The sequence below is a fragment of the Anaerocolumna sp. AGMB13020 genome (assembly GCF_033100115.1).
Taxonomy (GTDB): Bacteria; Bacillota; Clostridia; order Lachnospirales; family Lachnospiraceae; genus Anaerocolumna.
The window spans coordinates 131,764-156,880 of record NZ_CP136910.1 but is presented as its reverse complement, the minus strand read 5'-3'; the positions used below and the strand labels follow the sequence as shown (position 1 = coordinate 156,880).

Here is a 25,117-nt window from a genome sequence, read left to right as displayed (position 1 = left end):
TCAAGATAACAGGTTAAAATTTTAAACGTACTTAATGATTATCTATTCACTATTCTTATTTAAATTTATCTTGAATTTTTTTGCCTTAATCTTATTTTGACTTTGTTATTTTGATCTGTTAACTTAATTGTTATCTTAATCTGTTTTAAAACTGTTATTTGAACCTGTTATCTGAACCTGTTATTTGAACTGTTATCTGATTATGTTTCCGATTATTTTATATAATAGATTCACATAACAAGGAATCCCCTCGTATCTACTTCGTTATTAAAATAACAAGTCATCAAGAATTGATTTATTTTGCATATTCTGGTATTATAATGACAAAAAAGTAGTATGAATTGCTATCAAAAAGATGACAGCTAACATAAGGAGCATTATGGATAAAACACATATCAGTGAAATGGAAAAAGAGATACAGATAGAATATAACCGCATTGACAATAAATGGTTGGAACTTCATTTTAAGACATCCGTTGGCTTATTTATTTTTTCCTTTTTCATAGAATTAGCTTTGGGATATATTATGTGTAATTCTGAATATCTAAACACTTCGGTTACGATGTTTATAATTAAATACATCTTTATACCTTTTACCGTTAATTTTATATGTATCCTGGTTAATTTTATTGTAATACATTCAAAGACGATTTCACAAGTACATAAGGTTTATATCATTTCATTATTATTTGTAGTTATATGTTTTGTGTTGTTTACTGTTCATGTAGCCTTTTCAGCACTATATTTTATCTTTGCCCTTCCTATTATGTTAACCATTATTTATGCAGATTATCGTCTTACTGTTATTACTTCTGCTCTGAGCATGGTCGGTATGGTTACATCAGAATTATTTATTACATGGGATTTGGACAAAGTTAATATCTTTGAAGATTCAATCAGGTTAGTCGATTTCCTGATTTCTTTATTTATACTGCTTGCCTTTTCTACTGTGAGCATGGTTGTCATTCGTTTTGAACGGGAGAAAAATGCAGCCAGTATTCAAAAAGAACTGGAAAGGCAGCAGCTGCAGAAGAAACTGCAGATGGATGAATTGACGGGTATTTTCAACCGCAGGGCTTTGCATGATACCATAAAAGATATGGATACTGAAACCGCTGATAATAACTGTATTTTTGTGATGCTTGATATCGATAATTTTAAAACCTTAAACGATTCCTTCGGACATATATTCGGTGATGAATGCCTTCAGCAGATGGGGCGTATTTTAAAGAAAAACTGTACAGATGCAATCCCTTTTCGCTATGGTGGCGACGAATTCTGTATTTTATTTCCCAACGCCTCTGTGGAAGATACTGTTAAGACCTGCGAAAAGATCAGCAAAGACCTTCAGTCTGTAAGCTTTGAAAATATGGAAAATATTAAGCTAACAGCCAGTATTGGAATATCCGGTTATTACAAGCATATGGATTCGGCAAGGCTTATCGTTAACGCAGACCAGGCATTATATGCAGCTAAGACAATTAAGAACACCATACATATCTATACGGAAGCAGATAAAAGCTAAATTGTGAGTTGCTAAGAAAGCAATTGGTATTTATCATAGAATAATGATATGTAAAAAAGGCTTCTTACAGCTGCACATAACAAGCTGACCTGTAAGAACCCTCTTTGCTCCTGATATTGATATTTCTGTTAACTGTTTAGAGTGGAGGTTATCTACGTGTCATAATACCTTTCATATACTTGGAGGAATTGTGTGTCTGATATATTTTTTCTTTTTCTTCCTCATTGCAGCCTATAAGTATCTTGATTTCTGAATCTCTTTTCGTTAAATCTACCGTACATATAATGGCATCTATATATTCACCCGGATCACTTCCACGCCAGACATCTATTTCCTTACCATCCATAGAAGAAGTTCCTTTTAAATAGCCATAATCTACCCTAAACAAGAAGTCAGGGTAATTTGGATGAACAGTACCTTTGGGACGGTCTATTATGATTTCCGATTGCTCTACCAAGTTGTCCAAAGCTGCCCAAAACTCCACATTATATGCCATTTTAACCTCTATTCTTGCATACGCTCTTTGCGCATACCAAGTTTGTGGTACGCAAGCACAAACTTTCGGTTGAAATATTTCTTATTTTATTCCTTAACCCATAGTAAAAAACGTATAATATAATTATAATTGTTTATTTGTAACGCACTTTTCTTCTTTCTCGCACTGCTTACGCCAGCACATAAGCCAATCAAGCTGTCTGTCAAGAAACTCTTCATCCACACAATTTGGGCCATGAATTTCCAGAATGGTCGCCTGCAGCTGATAATGATATATTGCCAGTAAATCGTTAAAGGCATTTATTTCCTCCGTACTAAGAATAGAATACCTGCTGTAGCCCTTTAAAAAGGATTGAAATGCTTTCTTAGATCGAAGCAGCCCCTCCTCCTCATAATCAAAATAATTTGTTCGATTGCAGAATAGTACACAATCATATAGGGGAAAAGCATAGGAAGCGGTATCAAAGTCTAATATATAGTAATTTCCTTTCAGTGTTTTAAATAAATTACCCGGATATAAATCTCCATGACAGAAGCCTCGGGGGAGGTTTTCCACCCTGCTCCAGAGATATTCTCCATATTCACGGAATTTATTTAGCTTATTTTCATCATAGCTCATCTGTTTAAGTAAATCTATGTAACGATTAATAAAATATTTTTTATTATGCTCGGGAAGGTCTTCCTTGTATGCTCTCATCAGTTGATGGAGTTTACCAATCAACTCGCCTGCCAATTCCAAATTGTCATCTGGCTCCGGTTCTTCCCCTTCAAGATAGTTAAATACTACTAAAATGTTCTCTTTGTCCTGCCCTTCAACATATGCCTTCCCACTCTTTGTTTTAATTACAGAAGGGGAAGGAAATCTATTTTCCTCCAGATACAATAAAATATCCGTAGATTGTTTGGCAGAATCGCAAAAAGCAAAAGGTATAACCTTCAAGAAGTATTTCTCATGGTCGCTCCAGGCACAAAATGTTCTGGAACCACCTTCACTTAACAGCTCCAAACTCCTAAAGTAAAGCGGATAGGAATGATTCAGCTGTAACAAGATATCAGATGTAGTCATAAATGCAGTCCCCCTTGTGTAACAAAATTATGTTTTAATAATTACCCCTTATTGCATAACTCTTTTTCGGTCAGAAGCTATATGATTTAGAGAAAAATAAGCTTTCAATATAGAAGTTAACGATTATAAATTGCCGGATAAGCAGCTGTACTTATCCGGCAGCAGTCTTTCGAAGTTTAAATTAATTGTTGGTCAGTTTAAGATTAATTGTAAAGGGATGCTTTTCCAATAAAATATCCTCTCTGTAATCAGGTTCGAAATCCGTAGTCAGGAAAGCCAGCAGCTCACTTTCAAACATAGCTCTTTCTTTGATTATAAGGTCTTTTAGTTCTTTGCTACAATCTATATTCAAGTAAATCTTATCACTGACCTTATAACCTGCCTTTTTCCTTGCAACCTGACATTGTCTTAGAAGCATTCGAAGAAGCCCTTCCTGCTTAAGACTCTCAGTAATATTTATGTCCAGAGCAATACCAAGATTATTTTGGACCGCAGCCCCCAGTGAAGCTTTGTCTGTATACTCCACTGAAAAGATTCCAGCTTCCAGAGGCTTACGAATACCTGGAAGATTTACAGCTTCTCCTTTTAACAGCCTTTGAGCAATTTCATCTGTCTGAGCTGTCGAAAGTTCTTTTAGTATATTATTAACAGTATTTAATTCTCCCTTTAGTATCTGGCCCGCTTCTCGAAAATTCAGTTTAATGACGGGCTGCCTGAAATCAGTAAGGAATTCTGTATATTCAATCCGATTCACATTCATCTCAGTTTTTAAAATATTCTCAAAATAAGAATCCGGACGGTCAGATAACTGCTGGAACCAGAGATAAGCACAATCCAGTTTCTGTTTTACTTTCAGTTTCTTTTCATTGCGGATTTTTAAGGATAAACTTAGAAGATCCCGTGTATTCTGTACCATAGAAAGTAACGGCATTCCTTCGGTTATCCATTTTTCCTGTGTTCTCGGCCACAGGCTTAAATGTACGGATTCTTCTGCATCAGAATATTTTCTGATAACACACTGCCAGATATATTCCGTAAGAAAAGGGATGATGGGTGCAGCAATTTGTGTAAGAGTCTTCAGACAATAAAAAAGTACGGTGTATGCAGCCTTTTTATCGTCCGTTTCCCCTTCTTTCCAATATCTTTTCCGGTTTATGCGGATATAGAAATTGGAAATATCCTCTACTGCTTTTTCAAATAATTGCAAAACATCCTTGGTATTATATTCCCTGTAACTTTTCTCGGTCTCCCGGATGACAGTTGATATGGTCGACATCAGCCATTGATCGGATTGGTCCAATGGCAGGTTCTGCAAAGCATTTAAATCTATGAAGGGATGATCGATTTCAGCATAGGTAGTAAAAAATACAGCAATATTATAAAAGTTTAACAATTTTCGTTTACACTCTTCCCCAAGATTGTAACCGAAACGAACATCATTAGCAATAGGTGTCTGGGCAAACAAATAGCGGGAAGCATCTGCACCGATTGCAGCTGCTGCTTCATCAAATCGTATCATGAACCCGGTTTTGGAGAATTTACTACCGTCTTCTGCCGTCACCATACCATATGTGCTTACCTGCTCATAAGGCGGCTCACCTGTAAGAACAGTACTCATGAACAGCATGGAATAAAACCATAAACGAATCTGCTCCTTCATCTCAATAACACATTCAGCAGGAAAATAGGATTTCCAATAGTCTCTGTCTTCAAAATATTTCATAGTGGAAAAGGGCACGATTCCGGCATCCAACCATACATCTCCGACTTGTTTTATACGAGATACTTCCTTTTTACAATGAGGACAGCTTATGGTAATAGCATCAATCCAAGGCCTGTGCAGATGGGGTAATTCATCCACCAAAGCTTTCTGAACCGCTTTCTCCTTCAGTTCCTTTCGTGAACCAATTACTGTAACAGTGCCGCAGCTGCATTCATAGATTGGCAGAGGAAGTCCGTAATAACGGCTTCTGGAAATACACCAGTCCCCCATATGAAGTAGCCAATCTGTCATGCGCTTCTCCTGGTAAGGCGGGTTCCAGGTTACTTTTCTTGTATTCTCAAGAAGTTTCGGACGTATTTCTTCTACATCAATTGCCCATTCGTCTACAAGGCGAAATAATACCTCCTCTTTACAGCGCCAGCATACAGGATAACTGTGTTTATGCTTCTGTGTGTAATGAAGTTTTCCTCTGAGCTTCAGCTCCTGAAATACTTCTGCTCTTACGGTTTTTGCTTCTTTTCCCTTAAGAAAACCAAAGGAGTTGTAAAAGATGCCTGCTTCATCTATTGGAACAATTTTGGGAAGCTCTTCTGTCACCCCCAGCCCATAGTCTTCGGCACCGCAGCCGGGAGCTATATGAACTACCTGACACCCATCACCTTCCGTGACTTCTTCCCACAATACGATTTTATGCTGTAAATTCTTCTGCACCTCTATTTCAGGAAAAAAGGTCTCATATTGCAAGCCACTGAGAACGTCACCTTTTGCTTCTTCCAGAATTCTGACACATTCATTTTTGCCTTCACAGGAGTATTTTTTATTATAATAATTCTTTCCCATCCATAAGGGTCTTCCTTCGTCTAACTGAACAAGCACATAATCCAGATCTTTATTCACTGCCAATGCAGTATTGGCAGCCAGTGTCCAGGGCGTCGTAGTCCAGACAAGGATATCTGCTTCTTTTTCTTTTAACGGAAGCCTTGCAAATACAGCTTCATGTTCAAGTTCCTTATAGGAACCGGTCATTTCATGTTCCGATAAAGAAGTACCGCAGCGCGGACACCAGGGCATGGGACGGTGAATCTTCTTTATCCATCCATAATCGGAACAAGTCTTTAAGAAGGTCCAGATACCTGTGATATTCTCGTCTTTATGGGTGTAGTAGGAATTCTCCCAATCCATCCATTGACCTAAGCGTTTCGACTGGTCAGTTATAATATCTGCACAGCGTTCTACCCGCTCTATGCACCTTTGTGAAAAGTTGTCAATACCATACTTTTCGATATCTTTTTTCGCTTCAAACTTAAGCTCTTTTTCTACTTCAACCTCAACCCATAACCCCTGACCATCAAAACCGTTTCGGTAATGGCTCTCAAACCCATTCATTGCCTTAAAACGAAGAAAAGTATCTTTTAAGGTTCTTCCCCAGACGTGATGTATTCCCATGGGATTATTTGCAGTAATCGGACCGTCAAAGAAACGGTATTTAGGCCCTTTACTATTTTGGGATTTTAACTTTTGAAAAATCTTCTCCTCTTCCCACCAGTTTAAGATTTTTTTCTCATTTTCTGTGAAACCATATGCATTCGTCCATTTAAAGTATTCCTTTTCCATTTCATAACCTCACTTTTCAACCTGATATATTACCGGGATGCTGTGGGCAAACAGATTTCTATTTATACTGCCATGCAGCCACAAGATCTTCACGGTACAAACAATTAAAATCCTGAAATGGTTTTAGGATAAGAACGGCATTTATCATGCCCTTTTCACCTCCCTTTTGTCGCATAGGTCTAGGTTCGAAGGGAGAATACAAAAAAGCTCCCATCCGTAAGAGGATGAGAGCTGAAAGTACATTCACCTGTTACGACATACCAACATATGCGTTCCTTGTAACGGAGGAAATCCGTCAGTGTCTACCGGCTAAAGCTTTCGAACTGCCAATCAGAAGTGATTTTGGGGTTATTCCTGTCGGTACCGCTTCTCAGCTGCCACGGCTCTCTGTAACTTTCAGAATATCCTTACTTTCTTCGTCATCTTGTTTGATTTTTTCATATAATATCATTAAAAATACAGAAAGTCAAGACGAGAGATAAGTTCCTTTACAATCGTTCTGCCTGCTTCTCCTTCTCTTTCCCAAAAAGCATCTTTATACCAAAGAATATCAAAAAGACACCCACCAGTCCATTAAGAAGCTGAATTACAAGATACGGCAGAAAGTTTCCAATTACACTTCCTAAAACAGCAATAAATGTAAGGAAGCTTAAAGTAGATAATACACAACCGGCTGCAAATTCAAACAACTGCCCTTTATTCCAGTGATTTTCTAATACCTGTGTGGTAAACACACCACTCCAAAAAAGAATTGTAAGCGGGTTTGATGCCGTTAGCAGTAATCCCTGAAGGAACAGATTCCGCCCTGAAACATTTGAAAACAATGCAAGCTTTGGAAGAATAGCAATATCAAAGGAACCAGAAAAATTATTCAAACCAAAAAGGATTAATATAAGGCAGCCAAAGAATTTCATGATTTTCTGTATTCCCTCTCTGCGGAGTACTGCTGTTATACCAAGGCCGGATAAACCAATGTAAAATGCATCGATCAGGGATATTGCCACTACAAGATTCAGACTGCTAAGAAATCCATTGGAGGAGGCAGTCTGAAACACCAGCAGACACATTGGTCCAATAGATAATTGCAGTAACATACCAAATCTAAGACCTTTTAGCATCATATGAACAACTCCTTACAGTCGAAAGATTTAGTTCTTCTTTCAAAGTAGTCAGCGATATAATTGTATTTGAGCTGTCTACTCCTTTGATTTTCTTCAGGATACTGGTTAAGAAATACTCCAGAGCTTCCGTATCTTCCAGGACTACTTTCAGTAGATAATCATATTCACCAGCTACATGATGGCATTCGAGGACACAACTGTGTTTTACGATTATATTTCTGAAGTTATCGATATTTTCATTTTTATTTATATTAACAAATATAAAGGCAAGAAGCCTATTCCCTGTTTTAGAGCGGCTTACTTTAATCGTATATTGTTCTATAATACCTGACTGTTCAAGCTTCCGAATTCTTTCTGCAACCGCCGGAATAGAAAGACTTACTTTTCTGCTGATTTCGGAAGCAGAGGCTCTTCCATTCTTCTTTAATTCACTTAAAATTCCTATATCAATATTATCCATATGCATCTCTCCTTTTAAGCAATAATATCATATACTTATATATTTGAAAATGGACAGATGAAATATCAACATATTATTAGGCGAATTTTAAAATCGCTTAAATTATAAAAGGTCTCTTCACCTCAGGTGCAATAATTTCCTTTCATTATAATCTCTTCTCTTCCCTGAATATATTTCTGAAAAATTTATAAAAGCCACTATCAAGTGCCTGTTCATCGGCAGCATCGATAGCCTCAATATCATAATAATACTGTCCGGTAACCTTATGTACAGAAATGCTGTCTAATGGAAATCCCGGTTCTCTTCTCTTATGAGGTTTCTCTACCAAAAAGAACTCCTCGCCGGATAACGAGTCGTCCATACTCTCATATACATGATCTTTATCCAATATAAAGCAGATTGCATTCTGGTAACGTGCTGATATATTTCCGAATTTAGCTGCCAAATTGCTGTAATAAGCAAGCATTTCATTGTCACTTAATTCTATATCCTTTATTCTTCTTACATGGACACCAGGTTGATATTCCTCAGGTAACCCCTTTAGGTACAAACCCGAATCACAGGAAAATACAGGGGTCTGAAAAACTTTATAATAAGAATAGGCCTTTATTCTTGCATTTTCCAGAGGATTCTTTCCTGTCTCCTCTATTTTGGGGAGGTCGCAGTTGAGATCTTTTAATCCGACGATTTCCACCTCCAGATTCTTAAGCGCTCTTCTCATGGAGGACAGTTTTGCCTGGTTACCTGTTCCATATAGTATTCTCATTTGTCTTACTCTCCTTATTTCTCTTATGCTTCACATTCCTAAATTGTAACTCTCGAAGGGATTTATTACTCGTTTTTCCTTTCACTAGCTTTTCAGCAAATCTATAAGCTCAATATACGCAGGCTTTCTTACACGCCCTTTCATAATATCCTAGAACACAACACTTATATTTGTAATATCTGTTTTATTCAGTCTTATATCTTTGTTATCCAGTCTTATATCTTTGGCATCCAGTACTTCCATCCTGCTACCCTGTTTCATTGTCGCTCCTGTTTATGCTACTATACACGATATTTATCAATCTATTTTAATATAAACCGGTAAAATTATCTATGCTAATTATTGTATAATTTTAATCATATTTTTGCTGTTTCCTTTTGCAAATGCCAGCTAAGCTAAAAAGATACCGCAAACTCCTGTTGGAATTGCGGTACCTCATAATTATTGTATATTCAATCTATTACGATTTCTTTTGTTTTAGTTATACATAACAAAAAACTGGTATTTATGCTTCCTGCAAAACGCTCTAATATCAGAACAATTCTTTTTTCCTACTCCTACAAGATCTCTAGCATCAGATCTACGCCTGGTTTGGTAGTCTTATTATAAAAGAAGTCATATCGGAAGAACATATAACCATCCACTAGCCCTGTATCCCTTCCGTATTCCACCATATTCTTAAGAACATTCGGATCATTCAGCCAGTCCTTTTCAATGTTGGAACCAGATCTGTAGGTTGCAATTCCTACATACACCTTAACCGTCGAACTGGTTCGGTAAGACAGCCAAGTCTTTAGAATCTTGTCATAAGGATATGTAGCATGTGAGAAGGTCCAGTAAAGCTGAGGGCAGATATAATCAATATATCCATCGGAAGACAGCCAGGTCTTTACATCTACATAATAGGACTGATCACTTGCCAGAGAATCAATGAAACCTCCCGGGCTGATACCGAACTCCACACTCTTATCAATCTTTTTAATGGTACTATAAGCGTTTCTTACCATGGTGTTGACATTATATCTTCTCCAGTTGGCAATTGTCATTGGAGTTACATTGTTCTTCTTACAAATCTCAGCGTAAGCTTCATATTCCTGTGAATCGAAATTCTTCTTATAATTGCTTCCAAGTGCAGGGTAGAAATAATCATCAAAATGAATACCATCCACATCATAATTCGTAACGATTTCTTTAATACCGTTAACAATCAAATCCTGTACTTCTTTTACTGCAGGATTATAGTACAGGTTATTATTAAAGGAAAGAACATTCCTGTCATTAGAGGAATCCTTATCTTCTTTCCATACTCTGGCAGGATTATCTTTTGCCAGCTTGGAATAGTCTGTACTTCCTGTAGTTACTCTGTAAGGATTAAGCCATGCGTGGAAGGCAAGGCCTCTCTTATGAGCTGCTTCTACCATATAAGCCAGTGGATCAAATCCCGGGCTGGTACCCTGGGTTCCAGAAGCATATTTTGACCAGGGGAAGTACGCGGAAGGATACATAGCATCACCGAAAGGACGTACCTGTACTACGACAGCATTCATTTTCAGATCTACAACATTATCAAACATGGTATCGATGGTCTTCTCAAAGGTAGCCTTTGTAAAACCGTTCTTACCATAGTTTGCAAATTCCAGATATGAAATCCAGACAGCCTTAAGCTCCAACTGTATTTCAATCGTCTTAATGGTACGATTACCGGCCTTATCTTCTACCATAACACTATAGATACCTGACCCTGTAGCAGTAAATTTCTTTGCAGCAGTAATATCCTTGGCCGTATCCCATTTAGCCGAGGATACCGAAGTATTGCTGCCTTTTAGGAATTTGACCATCCCAATTCCTGAAGCATCTTTCACACTATAGGTTATTGTTGCCTTTTGATTCATAACGGAGGAGGAAAGGCTTAAGGTGGGTTTTGTAACATCAATATTCGTAATCTGTACCAAACCAATTGTTTCATTGCCTGCTTTATCTTTTAAAAGCACTGTAAAAGTCCCATTTGCAGTTGCAGCAAAGGTTCCTGTACCGTCTTCTTTCAGTGCAGCTGTCTCATAGGCTCCTTCAGTAAAATCAGCAGAGCTTTTTTCTCCGGACATATAATAAGCAGAGGCGATACCTGATTCCTTGTCTTCACCCTTTATCGTTACTTCTACACTTTTGCTTGTAGGATTCAGCGTACTTAAAGTATAGGAAAATACCGGAGCAGTCTTATCGATATTGCTTATCTTTACCGTATTAAGAGCAGTATTACCTGCTAGATCCTTTAGCAAAAAGGTAATGGTATTATTCCGTGTTATCGTTAATTTTCCTGTGTATGTATGGACATTTTCTTTCGCGTCATCGGCTGTTGTACTTTTCAGGGCAATTTCCTTTGAAGTCTCTGAAAAGTTCTCAGCTTTTCTATTACCTGTCATATACTGTAGGCTCTTGATGCCTTTACCTTCTTCGGTTACTGTAAGAGATAACACAACATTTCCCTTCGTAACCTCAGAGGTACTTAATGCAATTGCAAGCGCAGGCTCAAGGGTATCAATATTTGATATGGTTATGGTCTTAACGGCAGCATTACCTGCTTTGTCCAGCGCATAAAAGGTATAGGTTTTATTTGCGGAGAAAGAAACGGATGCTGTACCCTTTGAATTGATTTTTAATGCAGTTCCCGCTGTTTTAAAATAGGCTGCTGTTCTTTTTCCACTGGCCCATTTGAGCGATTTGATACCGGAAGCATCTGTTGCTTTTGCTGTTACCTTTACTTTACCATTCGTCGGTGCCTCTGTATTTGCTGTTACCGTTAATTTAGGTGCTGTTTTATCTGCTGCAGCCAAAACAGTACTCTTATGAAGCAGTAAGCTGCTTACTGAAAAGAGTATTAAAAAAGCCCATATATATTTCGTTCTAATCCTTCGTAGCATATTAACTCCCATCTGTGCGTTGGCACATTAATCATTGTTACTCCCTAACAGTAATGCTTATATTGACTGGAGGCTTTAACCTGCTGGAATCTGTTATATCCTGCTGAAATCAATTTCCAACCAAAAACTGATTTTAATCTGTTGCATTCCGTCTTATCTTGTAGACTGTATAAGAAGAGCTGCTGCATTATCTGCAACAGCCCCTCTCTTGTGTCCATCTTACCTGTTATCGGCCTGTGGGATAAGCATCAAATACTTCACAAATGCTTTCATAGATTGCCAATGCAGCCCTATTCTGAAAATCACTGTTTGTTAACAAGGTTAAATCACTCTTGTTTGACATAAAACCAAGCTCTATCAGAATTGCAGGAACATTAGTCTCTCTTGTAACAACCAGATTCTGGCTGGAGATATAACGTTTCTGAGTTTCCAGCTTATCAGTCATAGAATTAAGAACCAGGGTTGCCAGTGTCTTACTGTTAAGTCCGGCTGAGTTCTTAGAGGTATTTGCACTGTAGTAATAGATTTCTGTTCCCTTGGGATCGGAATTTGTATTGGCATTCATATGAAGACTTACAAACATATCTGCGCCAACAAGATCAGCAAAAGCTGCTCTGCCGTAGAGGTCTACCTTTGTGTCATCATATCTGGAATAATAAGCCTTTATTTCCGAATCAGGGCTGTTAAAGTACTGTCTGGTAAGTTCATACATAATCTTATAATTCAGATCTTTTTCATATATGGTCTTACCGTTTAAGCTTCTTACGGCACCTGGATCCGTACCACCATGACCTGCATCCAGAACTACGATATTCTTATAGATATCTTTCGGATTGCCAAGGGTTATACCAACTTTGTTATTACCCAGATCTGTAAGCTTATAGCCTTGCAGTACGGCAGTATCAATAACAATCTTTGTCTTGTCGCCTTCTACCAGAAGCCCCAGCTTATTAATGATATTATCAGACCAGGCAACGGGATTTTGATTATAGAAATCTGTTCTGTCACCGGGTAACTCGATTAATATCCTATTCTTATAATACTGATCTTCCGAAGTAATATCAGAAAAGGATAGATCTGATGGAAGCTTGAACTCAATGGAATAACCAGTGGTTACCTCTGTTTCAAAAATTATTTTATAAGAGGTTCCATTCTGTTCAACACGATAACCGGCATTTGAGTTCTTTTCAAAGGTTATCACAGAAGTATTGCCTGACGTTGAACTGGTAACTGATTTCAGTGCAGCGAGATTGGTCTGAATGTTATTATTTCCAATACCATTTACGGTAGAAGGAAATTGCAGCGTAATCATATTGCCTGCTTCAGTTAAATTTACCTTTAAATCCTTCATACCGGATATCTGTAAAAATTCCTCTCCGGTAGAAACTCCTGCCGTAATAAGATTGATATAATTACGATAGAGCTTAACATACAGTGTGGTGCTGTCTGCGGATAAGGATAATTCATACTTAAGCTCCGGCTCAGCAAGGGAAAATACGAAATTAAAGGCTGTAGTCTCTGTTGTGTCGGCGTTAAGTGTTATAAGGCTTGCAAGACTGCCGCCTAAGGACAGGGTCTGGCTGCTGCCCATAGCATTTTTAATATGCAGGGTGAGCTGAGTATCCTGTTTGGTAAGTGTTGCTTTACTAAAGGGAGCAGTTCCGCTTATTGCATAGGTCTCACTGTTCGCGGTGGCTTCCACTTTCGTAATTCCTGTTATGTAAGAACTTTGCTGTGTATCCTGTGATACTTCGAGGGTATTTCCTAAATTGCTTAATTTCGTGTATTCCTCGAGGTTAGAAGCGGCAATACCCCAGCTAAAGGTTGTGGTATCAGGTATGGGATCATCACTTAATTCAGGGCCGCCGTTTCCTGAATCAGGCAGAGTTATAATCTTACTTTTTGTTAAAATCGAAGTTTTAGATGCAGAATCCCACTTGTAATCGTAACCCAGATAAGAAGCAACAAAGCTGCCCGGGACCATTACATATGCTACCTTTGTATCCAGGTTGGTTACGAGCAAAGGAGCGGTGTCCATTGTTCTGGCTTTCCCGTTAACATATGCCGTTTTCTTACCCATAGTCAGTAGAACTTTTGTGGTACTGTTGGATAAAGTAAGTACCCCCGTTGACTTATCGAAGTTATAATCAGCCTTAATGGAGGAAGAGGAAAATACTTTATAAGCTTGAAGCAGTGCGGTATTATTAATAATAATACTAGGCATGTCACTGACATCAACCTTTTTCTTATCAATGGTAACAACACCTTTGGTTCCTGTGTAAGCAACTTTACTGCCGTTATAGGATAGATTCAAGGGACTGGTAATTTCACCGGTAGCAGTACTTGAATTCCAGGTATATACATAACCAAAGCTTTCGGCTACAAAAGTGACCGGAACCATGTATTTCGTTTTTTTGTTATCTTTAAAGGTTATTTTTGTAGGTGCCTGGGGTATTGTAACTTTTTTCCCATTCAGCACTGCGGTCTTACTGCCCTCTGTCAGTACTAATTTTTTATCATTTTGTGACAGGGTAAGAACACCTTTGGATTTGTTGTAGGAATACTTTAGGCCGATTTCCGAATTAACAAAAACATCGAGAAAGGAAGCCAGCGAAGTTCCCTCAATAATAATACCTGGTGTGTCCTTCATATTAATGGTCTTACCATTAAATGTATATTTTGCTTGTGTACTGGTGTAGACCAGGTTCTTCTTTGTACTGTATAGATACAGGTTCAGTTTGGATGCCGCCGATACTTCTGTGAAGGGCAGGCATATAAGAACCAGAGCCAGAATCCCTATCAATTTCCAGTTGTTTCTTAATTTGACCATATTTCTATCTTCCTTCTGTATATTGACAATCGTTCAGATAGTTTAATCCTGTGTATCCGAACATCTGTTTATTTGCCATGACATTATAAATATCAAATATGCAAGTTCTGCCCTATCTGCCATCTGGTATGAAATAGCTTGTAAGACAGTTGAGTTATCAGGTTACCTTAATCTATTTCATCCCTCCCTCATTAAATATTTGCGCATCTGATATAAATCTTTCGAATTACAATAAAACGTAGCAATCATTACTCGCAATAAAAACAAATCGGATTATTTTAATGCTATAATATAATGCAAGTAATTCTATACAATTTTCTTATCATGATACTTAAAGCAGGCCGCATATTTTACAGATTGTAAATGAAGAAAAACCTGAAAAAATGTAATACAGACCTAACTTTCATCCTCTTATACCTTAATGTGTAAACGTGTTAAAATTATGTCATTTTTTTGTTATTAATGAATTTTATGGTCATTTTGCCTAATACATGGTATACTTTAGGCAAATCTAAGAATAGATATGAGAATTTAATTACAGAGGTGTTTGACTATGGCAGAACATACTTATCATGACCAAATGAACATATACAATACCAAACGTCTGCGAAAGGTGTTGGATGAACTTCCTCCTTTCTGCAAGGATTTCTTCAGAGGAATTGAACCTACCACCTCCTCTTTAACAAGAATCGCTTATGCATATGATATACGGGTATTTTTTGAATTCCTGATCTACAGCAATCCGGCTTTTAAAAACCTGGCTGTTAAGGATATTAAACTGGAGGTGCTGGATCAGATTAAGGCGATTGACCTGGAGGAATATCTGGACTATCTCTCCTATTATAAGAAAGGGGATATGGAGCATTTAAATCAGGAAAACGGCAAAAAAAGAAAGCTTATTTCTCTAAGAAGCTTCTATAACTATTATTTTAAGAAAGAAATGATTACTACCAATCCTGCTGCTCTGGTAAATATCCCAAAATTGCACGGGAAAGAAATTATAAGACTTGATATTGACGAAGTGGCACGGCTTCTGGATCAGATAGAATCCGGTGAGAAGATGACAAAGCAGCAATTAAAATATCATGAGAAAACAAAGAAAAGGGATCTGGCTCTTATTACGCTTTTATTGGGTACAGGAATCCGTGTGTCGGAATGTGTAGGGCTTGATTTAAATGATGTGGATTTTCATAATGACGGTATTAAAATTAAGCGAAAAGGCGGTTCGGAATCAATCATCTACTTTGGCGAAGAGGTCAGGGAGGCCTTGGAAATCTATCTCCTGGAAAGAGAAACCATCCTGCCGGAAGCTGGTAGTGAAGAAGCCCTTTTTCTGTCTCTTCAAAAGAAAAGGATCAGTGTTAAGTCCGTGGAAAATCTGGTCAAGAAATACTCCTCCCTGGTTACCAGCCTAAAACGTATTACACCTCATAAGCTAAGAAGCACCTATGGTACCAGCCTGTATCGAGAAACCGGTGATATCTACCTGGTAGCAGATGTTCTGGGACATAAGGATGTCAATACGACAAAGAAGCATTATGCTGCCATCGAAGATTCCAGAAGAAGAAGTGCGGCAGGTAAGGTCAGGTTGAGAGAAAGCTGAAAAGTATGAATAATCCTCATTGATGTGCAATTTAAAACTAAATCATGTAAAGAGAAGGAGTGGTCACACCACTCCTTCCTGCATTCTCAGAATATATTGATAAATATCCTATTTAACATACTCAGTGATATACTCTTTTGTCATATCAGCAATTTTATCAGCATTCGTCCAATGTAAATAATGGCTGCCGCTAAGAATTTCAATTTTTTGCATTTCCGTGTTCGAAATTAATTCTTCATGAAGCGGAATCCACTCAGGATCATTACCTTCTGTATCTTCTACTAAAAATGATAATACCGGCAGGTCATATGGATATTTCACGTCGTATAATTCTTTTGTATTTGTATTTACCATATTAAACTCATTTATCACAGAGACATTTACACTATTCCAGGCAGTTGCCATTTTATTTATTTCTAATTGTTCTTCTGTATAATAATTATTTTGGTTCATACCATCATCAACACTTGGTAATAGGTACGTAATATCCCTTATGATACCGAAATTATTAAGTAACGTTAAAGCAGATGACATATCCGGATCTTTATTGATTTTCGTTTGATTCGGCACAGACTCATCAATACCGATAATTGCTTCCACCTCATCTGGATAATTCATTGCATAATACAGTGAATAAATACCTGATATAGAGTGAGGCATCAATATATAGGGTCCCCCTATTTGCAGTTCTTTTAGGGCTGTCCTAATCTCATTTACAATATTCTCATTTGATCTTGTCTCTTTTGTCGTATCGCTAAAGCCATATCCAAAACCTTCAAGAATTACAACCTTATAATCTTCACTTAATCTATCCGCAAGAGGCATAAAATCTATAATAGGTGATGCCGTCCCCAATCCACTGAGTAAAACAATCGTTTTATCTCCTTGCCCAGTTACGTATGCCTGCATTTTTTTACCATCTACAGTTATTGTCTGGCCCATTTTATATTTGCTTTTTTCAATTGATTTCAAAATGTTATGTGTTATGGCTGAGATAACTATTAATCCAATTAGTGTCAGTAAAATACCCCGCAATACTTTACCTGTTATTTTAAGTATCTTTTTCATAGTCTTCCTCCACTATACTTATTCGCTTTTTTCATTTTTAACCAGTTGTTTTTTATTGGTATAAAATTCTTCCTATTTTCTGTAACAATAGAATTCAAATAGAAACTCCTTTCTGCTTTACGCAGATTTATTATGTCACAACCTGCACTTAATTACAGCATAATTGCCTCGAAAGGAGTATTATATCCTCTTAATGGCTCTATCTGCTCGTCCAGTGGAACACATAATAGGTAGAATAAACATTATCCAATCCTAACTGAGTCGAAATGAAACCAGCTTATTGCTATAGCTTTGCCTTTTGACCATAATATAAAACTAGCTGACTTTTGTCCCTCCACCTTCCACACATGTCCGCAGCAGTAATTTGAGATTCGCCATATCTTTGATAGAGTCAGGTGTGATATTATGTAAATTACAGATTTGTCCCAGTATATTTGAACCAAATTCATGAAGAACGAAACTCAGCGTTAAGATATCATAGAACTCATCCTTGTGATAATCTCCAAAGTATGCTTCCATCATGATCTGGTCGCAGCCAAATAATGCAAAGACAATTGGCGGCCACTCATAGAAATAAGGAGCAATACGGCTGTCAGCAAAATCTATTATATAGATTTCCTCCTTTTCATCTATAATCATATTTTCACCTGTCAAATCACCATGTGTATATACATACTCAGGATACTTACTATTTTGAATATATGCTTTTCTATCCTGACAGAAAGCCTTCGAGAAGCCGCTCCATCTTTCACTGTTTTGTATATCTGCCAATGCTACTATGGGAATATCCCTAAATTGAACTTTTGTATTTAATTTACTTGTTATTTCCTTTAGTCTGTATGCAAAATTTCTTTTTTGGAGGGTTCGATATTGCTTTAATTTATGTTCGGCTTCTTTTCCGTTAATGAACTCCATTATAATATAATGAAAAAGATATCTGTCGTTCATCTCACCCGCATGCAGCAATAATGGTGCGGGAATTTGCACCTCATTTGCATGTTTTAACGAGGACAGTTCAATTGCATAATCTGAACCGGTGTTGTATCCCGATTCAATTGGTGCAAATATCTTTATGACCTTATTATGGATGCGAAAGACCGCATTTGTCCCAGGTGTGAGATTTTCAATTTTGCCGGCTTCCAGATCATGTACTTTAAATATAGCTTCTATTAACGGCTTAAAAGCACTGATTGACTGAAAGAGTTCTGCCCATGATTTATTGCCATCAATGGTTTTGTTAAATAAAGAAAGATTTTTTTCATTACTCATCTAAAATTCTCCTATTATTGCTTTCTAAACAGTAGACAGCATACTTTACCTTTGCTTAATCGCTCTGGTTGCCATATATTGAGAAGCGTAGTCACGAATAGCTGCCCCGCCAGGTCTGTCCCTGTCCTCATAGAGATCTGTCAAAGTAAAACCAGCCTTTAACTGGCCTCCGATTTGCTCTTCCATACTATGGCTGAATTGAATGCCTTCATAATTATCAGCCATTCGGTCGTATTTTTCCGGTTCCATTTTTAAAGGATTAAATGGAAGTTTGTTAACAACGGTTAATGGAGCTTCATCCTCGAATAAAAAGCATATATCATTCGCAAATCCGGCTAATAGTATTCCTCCCTTTTTCAGTATCCGATAACACTCATTCCAAACAGGCTGAATATGCTCAATATAGCAGTTAGAAACAGGATGAAAAATAATATCAAAGGATTCCTCTTCAAAGGGGAGAGGTTTTGTCATATCTCCTTTTATAATTCTGATATTGTAGCCCTCTCTTTCTGCCACCATTCTTTCTGCTGCTAACTGACGGTCGGAGTAATCAAAGATCGTACATTCTGCTCCCAATGCTGTAAACAGCGGCATCTGCTGTCCACCGCCGCTTGCTAATCCAAGTATTTTTTTATCCTTCAGGCTACCGAACCATTCATGGGGGACTTTTATGCAGGGGGTCAGATACACCCCCCACTCTCCTGTTTTCGCTTTTTCATATTCCTGCTGAGTAATGGGTATGGACCATTCACAGTTATTTTCTGACCACTTATCCCAGGTCTTTGCATTAATTTCTGTATAACTCTGCTTCATTCTAATATCCTCACTTTCATTAACTGATTATCTCAACATTCTGTCAGTATCCCTTCGCATAGAATACCATATCGTTATTATTTTGTATGTGCCATATACTTTTTAATAAAAGTTGCACACAAATAGGTCAGTTTCAGAAATTCGCATATTGGTCAAGTACAAATAGGTCAGTTTAGAAGTTCGCATATTGGTCAAGCATAAATAGGTCAGTTTAGAAGTTCGCATATTGGTTAAGCACAAATGGATCAGTTTCAAAAGGTCACATATTGTGTCCACGTAAAAATAACCACCTTTCAAACAATATCAAAAGGTGGTTATTTTTCTTCTGCTGTAATTTAAAAACTTACCAAGCTGCTGTTTATCGGGAGAAGAATTTATAACTGTTTAACCAGTTCCTCCAACTCTTCTGACAATACCTTTGCCTGTTCAAAATCAGTGTTCTTCAAAGCGGATTCTATCTTTGTTTCTACTGCTTTCTTTTTCTCTTCTATTGCAAGATAGTCTTTCTCAAAATGATTTGCATAAATCATCTTTCTGAATTTACGCATGCTCATCTTTCTTATGGTCTTATCCTCAATTAACAATACATAATCCACACAATTTGCTATGGTGTAATAATCATGGGAAATCATCAGCACGGCACCTTTATAGTCTCTTATTGCTTTTTCCAGTGCTATCTGAGAATAAGTGTCCAGGTGGCTGGTGGGCTCATCAAGAAGCAGAAGGTTTGATCTGCCAACAGATATCTTAGCTAATTGGAGCATATTCTTTTCACCGCCTGATAAGGAACCAATCTTTTGTGTAAGGACCTCTTCACCAAAGCCATAATTCAGAATATGCTGTTTTATCTCCTCTCTGGTCTGAAAGCCCAGTTCAAAGAATTCTTCCAGTACTGTATTGTCCTCCTTTAGCATCTCTCCTTGTAACTGAGACAGAAAGGCCATTTTAGTAGCTTCAGAAACTTCTATGGCTGCATTTTTATTTTTGTATATGTCACGAAGTAAAGTCGTTTTACCGGTTCCGTTTGAACCGATGAGTGCCACTTTATCCGTTGATTTTATCTCAAAGCTTACTTTCTCCAAAAGAATCTCTTGAAAAGCCGCACTGTAATTCTCAACTTTTAACACAATGGTATCTTCAACTACATCATTTGCTACAAGTTCTATTTGCGGTTCTTTGATTTCTACAAAAGGAGCTTTGATTCTACGGGCTTCCAGCCTTTCCAATACTTTAACCCGGGCATGCAGGGCTTTTCCTCTGGCTGCTTCTGTGTGAACAGTTGCAATGGCTCTTAGCTTGTCTATAATCATCTCATTTCTTTCTATCTCTTCTGTATCCGCAGCAGCCAGTTCCTGCAATTCTATCTTAGTCTGAAGCAGGGAGAAATTATATTCAACATAACTGCCGTCAAATTCCTGTAACTCTTTATTTTCAAGATGAATGATCTTATTAAAGCAATGATTCAGCAGGTATCTGTTATGGGTTATAATAAGCATTATCCCTTTGTGTGAGTTTATAAGGTTCTTAAGGGAATTCAGATTATCAAAGTCCAAAAAGGCATCCGGCTCATCCATAATCATTAATTCCGGGCTGGTGAGCATTTCTTTTATTACCTGAATCAATTTAAACTCTCCGCCGCTTAAGTTAGAAACCTTCAGGTTCTCATGTTTACTTAAATTGGCCAGATTTAGTTTCTTATTAATGATATTTTCATAATCATCCCCTCCAATGGCTTCAAAAGCATCCAGTTTTTCCTGATACTGTTCCAGTAAAACATCCAGGTTTTCAGAGGTTTCCATTTCGGTACATATGGCAGTAATTTCATTTTGAAGTTTCATGAAATTCTCCGCTATATATTGGAAGACAGTGATTTCATTTGCTTTGTCAAGCTGTGAGAACTGGCTTACATAACCAATACGGCAATCGGGAGCTACCTCTAATTTACCGTCGAACATATATTTATCTGGATCCATCAAGATGTCCAATAAAGTACTTTTTCCGCTGCCACTGGTGCCAATAAAAGCACAATGCTGACCTTCTTCTAATGTAAATGAAATGTTTTTATATAATTCCTTATCCGGAAAAGAGTAGGAAAAGTTTATTGCTTTAATCATAATTGCTCCCATCTGTTTGTACGTATTTTAGGTGAAGCACTTTCGTACTCGTTAAAAAAGAGCTTATTGGAATAAGCTCTCCTATATTATTTACTAAATTGTAGTTTATACAATTATTAAATTTATGAATTAGGTTACTCTACTTCGTATATCCTTAATAGGATAACATTTTTTACTATGAATTTCAACTATTTCGATAAATTTCAACCAAATACTTAACCACTATAGGCATTCTGACTGACAATTAGCTCTGGGACCCCCTTGTTCATAAGGGAAATATCTGCACCAAGAGCAAGAAGCTTTAAGAAGAAATTATCATAACCTCTTAAGATATGCTCCAATCCATAGATCTTAGATTCACCTTCTGCCAGTAAAGCTGCCATAACCAGTGCCGCACACATTCTAATATCAGTCCCCTTCATGGTTGCTCCTGCCAATTTCTGAATCCCGTTTATGATGACCTGTGAGTGCATACTTTCATAATTCATACCCATTTTACTGATTTCATACAAGTGATTGAACCTTACCGGAAAAACGGCATCCTTAACAGAAGATTTACCATTACAGCTCAAGGAGTAAACCGTAGCAAAGGGCTGCAAATCTGTGGGGAAGCCGGGAAATGGCAGTGCTTCAACATTTATTGCCTGAAGCTCACAATTAGCAGCGTCAATAAAGATATTATTATCTCTTGCATTAATTACTGCACCGGAATCCGACAAAATCGTAATTACAGAAATCACATGTTCCGGGATTACGTTCTTTAATAAAGCCTTACCTTTTGTAGCCGCTATCATAAATAGAAAGGTTCCGACTTCCAGCCGGTCGGGAATGACTTCATGTACTGTCCTCTGCAGTTTGGCTGCATTTGGCTTAATACGTATCACAGGTGTACCAGCACCGGTTATTTTAACACCCATTGAACTTAACAGGATTGCCATATCTACAATCTCAGGTTCCATGGCTGCATTATAAATGACAGTCTCGCTCTCCGCGGCACTGGCAACCAGCATGGCATTTTCCGTTGCACCTACACTCGGAAATCTTAAGAAAATCTCCTGGCCCTTGTAAGGAAATACGGTTGCTTCACATTTAACGTAGCCATCTATTATATCAGTACGAATTCCAAATTTATTAAATACATACAAATGGATGTCGATTGGCCTGTTACCAATCTTATCCCCTCCGGATAAGGGGACCACTGCTTTACCGAATCTGGCTAATAATACGCCAAGAAAAAGGTTGGAGGCTCGTATTTTCGTAACATATCGTTTACTCAATTCCGAATATGTCATATTTCCGCTTATCTTCACTGTGTTGTTATAACTGATCATCTCCAGTCCGATTTCTGCTAATATTCCTCTCATAGCCTCTACATCGGAAATTTCAGAGATATGTGTTAGTACACCTTCTCCTTCCCCTAAACACATAGCCGGAATTAATGCCAGTATCGAGTTCTTCGAACCGCTGATCTCTATTTCTCCACGAAGTGCTTTCCCGCCTTTTACCTGCAGATAAGTCTTGTTGTCTTTCATTATGTATGCCTCTCTTATCAATTATTAATCATTCCCGCTATATTCACGGTCCTAGGACCTTTAAAATCCAAAGTCCATACCTCAGTCTGTATGTTGAGCTCTATATCCGCTTATTTATCATCCTCATTATGTAATTATCCTTTGTTACCAAATCCATAAGAGCCATATGCACGGAATGTTCTCTTACAGCTTTGATATAACCTGCTATGTGGTAATTAACCTATATTGAAGCTCCTGTGATGTAAGATGGACTCCAATGTTATAATATTACTATTTTTTATGTTATAAATCAATGTAAATTTGTTAAGAACAAATAAAGGCTCTCATTTTACAAAGCTTTCCCAGGGTGTGGTGAAAACTTGTTTCACCGGACTGGAGATTCCATTTTGTGGGAGGCAATTTAAGAAATACAGCCAAACATGATTTTGGGGATATATTGGTGTTACGTTCCAAAATTGCAACGCAGTGTACTGCAAAGCGGGGCATTCAGAACAGCACAATGAGTTTTCAGTCCCCTTAGTATCTGTATTTTTATGTATACAAAATAATTACCATGTTTTATAATGAAAATATATACATATATCACAAATAAAACATTATAGGAAGAAATTATAATGGAATGAAGAAAGGATTCATAACTCATGAGAAATGAATTATTTACGATAGGTCCTTTTACCGTATACGGTTACGGACTTATGATTGCCATTGGCGCTTTCGCAGCCTATCTGGTATCAGAATTTCGTGCGAAAAGGCTTGGTTTAAAGCACGAATTGATTTTTGCACTTTTTTGGTGGTGTCTGGGCGGAGGTATTCTTGGTGCAAAGCTTCTCTACCTACTTACACAGCTGAAAGAAATCGCGGCTGACCCTTCGATTTTATTGAATGTATCTGAAGGTTTTGTTGTATATGGCGGTATTATAGGCGGTATTCTGGGCGGATTTGTCTTCTGTCGTATAAAGAAATTGGAATTCTTGAAATATTTTGACCTTGTAATGCCTTCTATTGCTTTAGCCCAGGCCTTCGGCCGTGTAGGCTGTACTTTTGCAGGCTGCTGTTATGGAAATGACACCGATAGCTTTTTTCATATTATTTTTCACGAATCCAAGTTCGCACCAAATGAGGTAGCGCTTATTCCGACTCAGCCACTTTCCAGTGGGCTTAATTTCTTGCACTTTGCAGTATTGGTCTTCTTATCAAGACGTGTGAAGGCAGACGGACAGATAGCAGGCTTCTATTTGATATTCTACAGTGCCGGCAGATTCATTCTTGAATTCTTCCGGGGAGATCTGGTACGAGGACATATTGGAGCATTATCAACCTCCCAGTTTATCGCTATATTTTTATTTCTGTTTGGTATTGCCCTTGTTATCTTCTGTGGAAAGAATCCCAAATTGCAAAAGGGTTCTTTATCAGATAATGAAAATAAGGATTCTGGTGAAGACAGCGAATAAACTTCAAAATCGTATTGGTTGCAGTACCCTATGCATCCAATACGATAAATAATAATATATTTGATTATTATTTTTTTAAATCCAGGTGTAAAAAGGCAGAAATATACAGCATTTTTATACCTGGGGGAAATGTGTATATTGATATAATCCGTTCGTATCTATGCTAATTCTGACTCTTCTTCTGTATAATTATCTTTTATGATTAAATCCTTGGCACTTACACAGTCACAATCAACGGAAGTATTTCCAACAGCTGCTTTTGCACCGAAAACAACAGGTACTTCTACGAGAATTTTCTGGCTTAAAGTAAATGAACAGGTACCATTAGGACGACCGCAGCATTCCTTTTTACCTGGTGAAACATAGGGTTCTCCGTAACAAGTGGTCGTAGGAATACCAGCCTTTGCGTAGGGAACTACAGTAACCGGAACACAAACGGTTGCTAACTGAAATGCACTAGCCGGGCAAGTTTTCTCACAAGGTATTAATTCTTCCTGAGCATTAGGTTGAATGATGTTATCCATTATAAAATCCTCCTTGATTTATATTACATTACATAATATGAAAATTGTCGAATTATGTTACATAATTCTTACATAATATCCTGATTATGTTACATAATGTAATAAAAGGTTATAAAAGATTTAATTTATTTCTATTCATTTTATTTCTATTCATTTTATTTCTGTTAAATTAACATCAATTCAATATTGAATATACTAAAAATATATAAAGCTGTTGCCAAAAGC

Annotated in this window: 17 protein-coding genes; 3 read left to right on the top strand and 14 right to left on the bottom strand. The window is 37.4% G+C overall.

What is annotated here, in order from left to right; genetic code table 11:
- Positions 1-379 precede the first annotated feature (379 nt).
- The gene (locus R2R35_RS00710) at positions 380-1,525 is read left to right on the top strand and encodes a GGDEF domain-containing protein (RefSeq protein ID WP_317732583.1); all 1,146 of its coding nucleotides are present in this window, start codon (positions 380-382) and stop codon (positions 1,523-1,525) included.
- A 148-nt stretch (positions 1,526-1,673) separates the two neighbouring features.
- On the opposite strand, the gene R2R35_RS00705 is transcribed toward R2R35_RS00710, so the two are convergent.
- From R2R35_RS00705 to R2R35_RS00670, 8 genes are all read right to left on the bottom strand, one after another.
- A complete protein-coding gene (locus R2R35_RS00705; protein WP_317732582.1) occupies positions 1,674-2,021 on the bottom strand; it encodes an inorganic pyrophosphatase in 348 nt (115 codons plus the stop codon).
- A 123-nt stretch (positions 2,022-2,144) separates the two neighbouring features.
- Entirely contained in the window at positions 2,145-3,086 is a 942-nt protein-coding gene (locus R2R35_RS00700; RefSeq protein ID WP_317732581.1) for a phosphotransferase enzyme family protein, read from the bottom strand.
- Positions 3,087-3,267: 181 nt separating this feature from the next.
- Positions 3,268-6,423: an isoleucine--tRNA ligase gene (ileS, locus tag R2R35_RS00695; RefSeq protein WP_317732580.1), complete on the bottom strand. Its 3,156-nt coding sequence runs from the start codon at positions 6,421-6,423 to the stop codon at positions 3,268-3,270.
- Positions 6,424-6,911: 488 nt separating this feature from the next.
- Positions 6,912-7,544 (bottom strand): LysE family translocator, encoded by a 633-nt coding sequence (locus R2R35_RS00690; protein WP_317732579.1) that lies wholly within the window; start codon positions 7,542-7,544, stop codon positions 6,912-6,914.
- A complete protein-coding gene (locus R2R35_RS00685) occupies positions 7,525-8,004 on the bottom strand; it encodes an Lrp/AsnC family transcriptional regulator (RefSeq protein WP_317732578.1) in 480 nt (159 codons plus the stop codon). Before R2R35_RS00685 ends, R2R35_RS00690 begins: the two co-directional genes overlap by 20 nt.
- A gap of 145 nt (positions 8,005-8,149) precedes the next feature.
- On the bottom strand, positions 8,150-8,770 hold the full coding sequence (locus R2R35_RS00680) for a non-canonical purine NTP pyrophosphatase (RefSeq protein ID WP_317732577.1): 621 nt from the start codon (positions 8,768-8,770) through the stop codon (positions 8,150-8,152).
- 557 nt (positions 8,771-9,327) lie between these two features.
- Positions 9,328-11,688, bottom strand: coding sequence for a glycoside hydrolase family 10 protein (locus tag R2R35_RS00675; RefSeq protein WP_317732576.1), 2,361 nt, complete (start codon positions 11,686-11,688; stop codon positions 9,328-9,330).
- 226 nt (positions 11,689-11,914) lie between these two features.
- Positions 11,915-14,518 carry an N-acetylmuramoyl-L-alanine amidase gene (locus R2R35_RS00670; RefSeq protein ID WP_317732575.1) on the bottom strand — a complete coding sequence of 868 codons (2,604 nt, stop codon included), beginning with the start codon at positions 14,516-14,518 and terminating at the stop codon, positions 11,915-11,917.
- 553 nt (positions 14,519-15,071) lie between these two features.
- Here R2R35_RS00670 and R2R35_RS00665 point away from each other — a divergent pair.
- Complete coding sequence (locus tag R2R35_RS00665; RefSeq protein WP_317732574.1) at positions 15,072-16,121, top strand: tyrosine-type recombinase/integrase; 1,050 nt, start codon at positions 15,072-15,074, stop codon at positions 16,119-16,121.
- A gap of 108 nt (positions 16,122-16,229) precedes the next feature.
- Here the strand turns inward: R2R35_RS00665 and R2R35_RS00660 are convergent, their stop codons facing one another.
- The 5 genes from R2R35_RS00660 to murA all read right to left on the bottom strand — a co-directional run bounded on the left by R2R35_RS00660 (position 16,230) and on the right by murA (position 22,917).
- Complete coding sequence (locus tag R2R35_RS00660; RefSeq protein WP_317732573.1) at positions 16,230-17,189, bottom strand: alpha/beta hydrolase; 960 nt, start codon at positions 17,187-17,189, stop codon at positions 16,230-16,232.
- Between the two features lie 315 nt (positions 17,190-17,504).
- A complete protein-coding gene (locus R2R35_RS00655; protein ID WP_317732572.1) occupies positions 17,505-18,458 on the bottom strand; it encodes a phosphotransferase in 954 nt (317 codons plus the stop codon).
- 45 nt (positions 18,459-18,503) lie between these two features.
- The gene (locus R2R35_RS00650) at positions 18,504-19,271 is read right to left on the bottom strand and encodes a class I SAM-dependent methyltransferase (protein WP_317732571.1); all 768 of its coding nucleotides are present in this window, start codon (positions 19,269-19,271) and stop codon (positions 18,504-18,506) included.
- 374 nt (positions 19,272-19,645) lie between these two features.
- Positions 19,646-21,385 carry an ABC-F family ATP-binding cassette domain-containing protein gene (locus tag R2R35_RS00645; RefSeq protein ID WP_317732570.1) on the bottom strand — a complete coding sequence of 580 codons (1,740 nt, stop codon included), beginning with the start codon at positions 21,383-21,385 and terminating at the stop codon, positions 19,646-19,648.
- A gap of 215 nt (positions 21,386-21,600) precedes the next feature.
- Entirely contained in the window at positions 21,601-22,917 is a 1,317-nt protein-coding gene (murA, locus tag R2R35_RS00640) for a UDP-N-acetylglucosamine 1-carboxyvinyltransferase (protein ID WP_317732569.1), read from the bottom strand.
- A 641-nt stretch (positions 22,918-23,558) separates the two neighbouring features.
- On the opposite strand from murA, the gene R2R35_RS00635 reads away from it, so the two are divergent.
- Complete coding sequence (locus tag R2R35_RS00635) at positions 23,559-24,368, top strand: prolipoprotein diacylglyceryl transferase (RefSeq protein WP_317732568.1); 810 nt, start codon at positions 23,559-23,561, stop codon at positions 24,366-24,368.
- 158 nt (positions 24,369-24,526) lie between these two features.
- Here R2R35_RS00635 and R2R35_RS00630 read toward each other — a convergent pair whose 3' ends face one another.
- Positions 24,527-24,892 carry a hypothetical protein gene (locus R2R35_RS00630; protein ID WP_317732567.1) on the bottom strand — a complete coding sequence of 122 codons (366 nt, stop codon included), beginning with the start codon at positions 24,890-24,892 and terminating at the stop codon, positions 24,527-24,529.
- Positions 24,893-25,117: the final 225 nt, after the last annotated feature.